This window comes from Alcanivorax sp. HI0083, assembly GCF_001635175.1.
Window position 1 is genome coordinate 1 of sequence record NZ_LWFX01000306.1, and the last position, 810, is coordinate 810.

Here is an 810-nt window from a genome sequence, read left to right on the forward strand (position 1 = left end):
AGAGTCGAGGCCAGCCCCAACACATTCGCCATCACCATCGCCACCAGCACAGCAACAGCCAGCGGCGCCCGGCGAAAGTCCGGGGGAGTGGAATCCTTTAATGGGCTCACCAGCATGAAATCGCGCCGATACTGATACTGCTCGACAAACTGCTGGCTGGTTTCCAGCAGCAAGGTATCCCCCACCTTTAAACTCTGCTCGCCCACCTTGCCGGGCACTCGCTTGCCATTTCGGCTGATACTCAAAATCGCCGCCTGGTAACGGGTCCGGAATCCGGTTTCCTTCACTGAACGACCAATACCGGGAAATTCCGGGCTAAGTACCACTTCCACGAGATGGCGCTGGTGGTTGTTCAGGCCCAATTTGTGAGCCCCACCATGGGCGGCCTGCAAGCCGTTGATACGTTGCAGCTCCCGCGCGCACTCTGGCACCCCGACAAACGCCAGCAGATCACCCTCCTGCAGCGTCATTTCCGGGCCAACCGCTGTGAACAGTCGCTCATCACGCTGAATGTCGGTCAGGAAGCCATGGGTCAGGTTCCGCAGCCCTGCATCCTGAATAGTCCGGCCCGCCAGCGGGCTACCTTTCGCCACCAGCATCTCCACGTGGTACTCACGGGCATCTTCCCACTGGGACGCCATACTCGCCCGGTTCGGCAGCAAAAAACGGCTAATCAGCAACATAAAGGCCGCGCCGCCGAGCAGCACCGGCACACCGACCCAGGCCACATCGAATATGCCGAACGCCGGCAACCCCTTTTCCTGCACCAAACCATCCACTACCAGATTGGTACTCGTGCCAATCAGCGTA

General features: G+C 59.6%; 1 protein-coding gene. It reads right to left on the minus strand.

The window, feature by feature from the left end:
- On the minus strand, positions 1-810 hold an 810-nt coding region (locus A3754_RS03240), incomplete at both ends, for a cation:proton antiporter regulatory subunit (protein WP_197468418.1).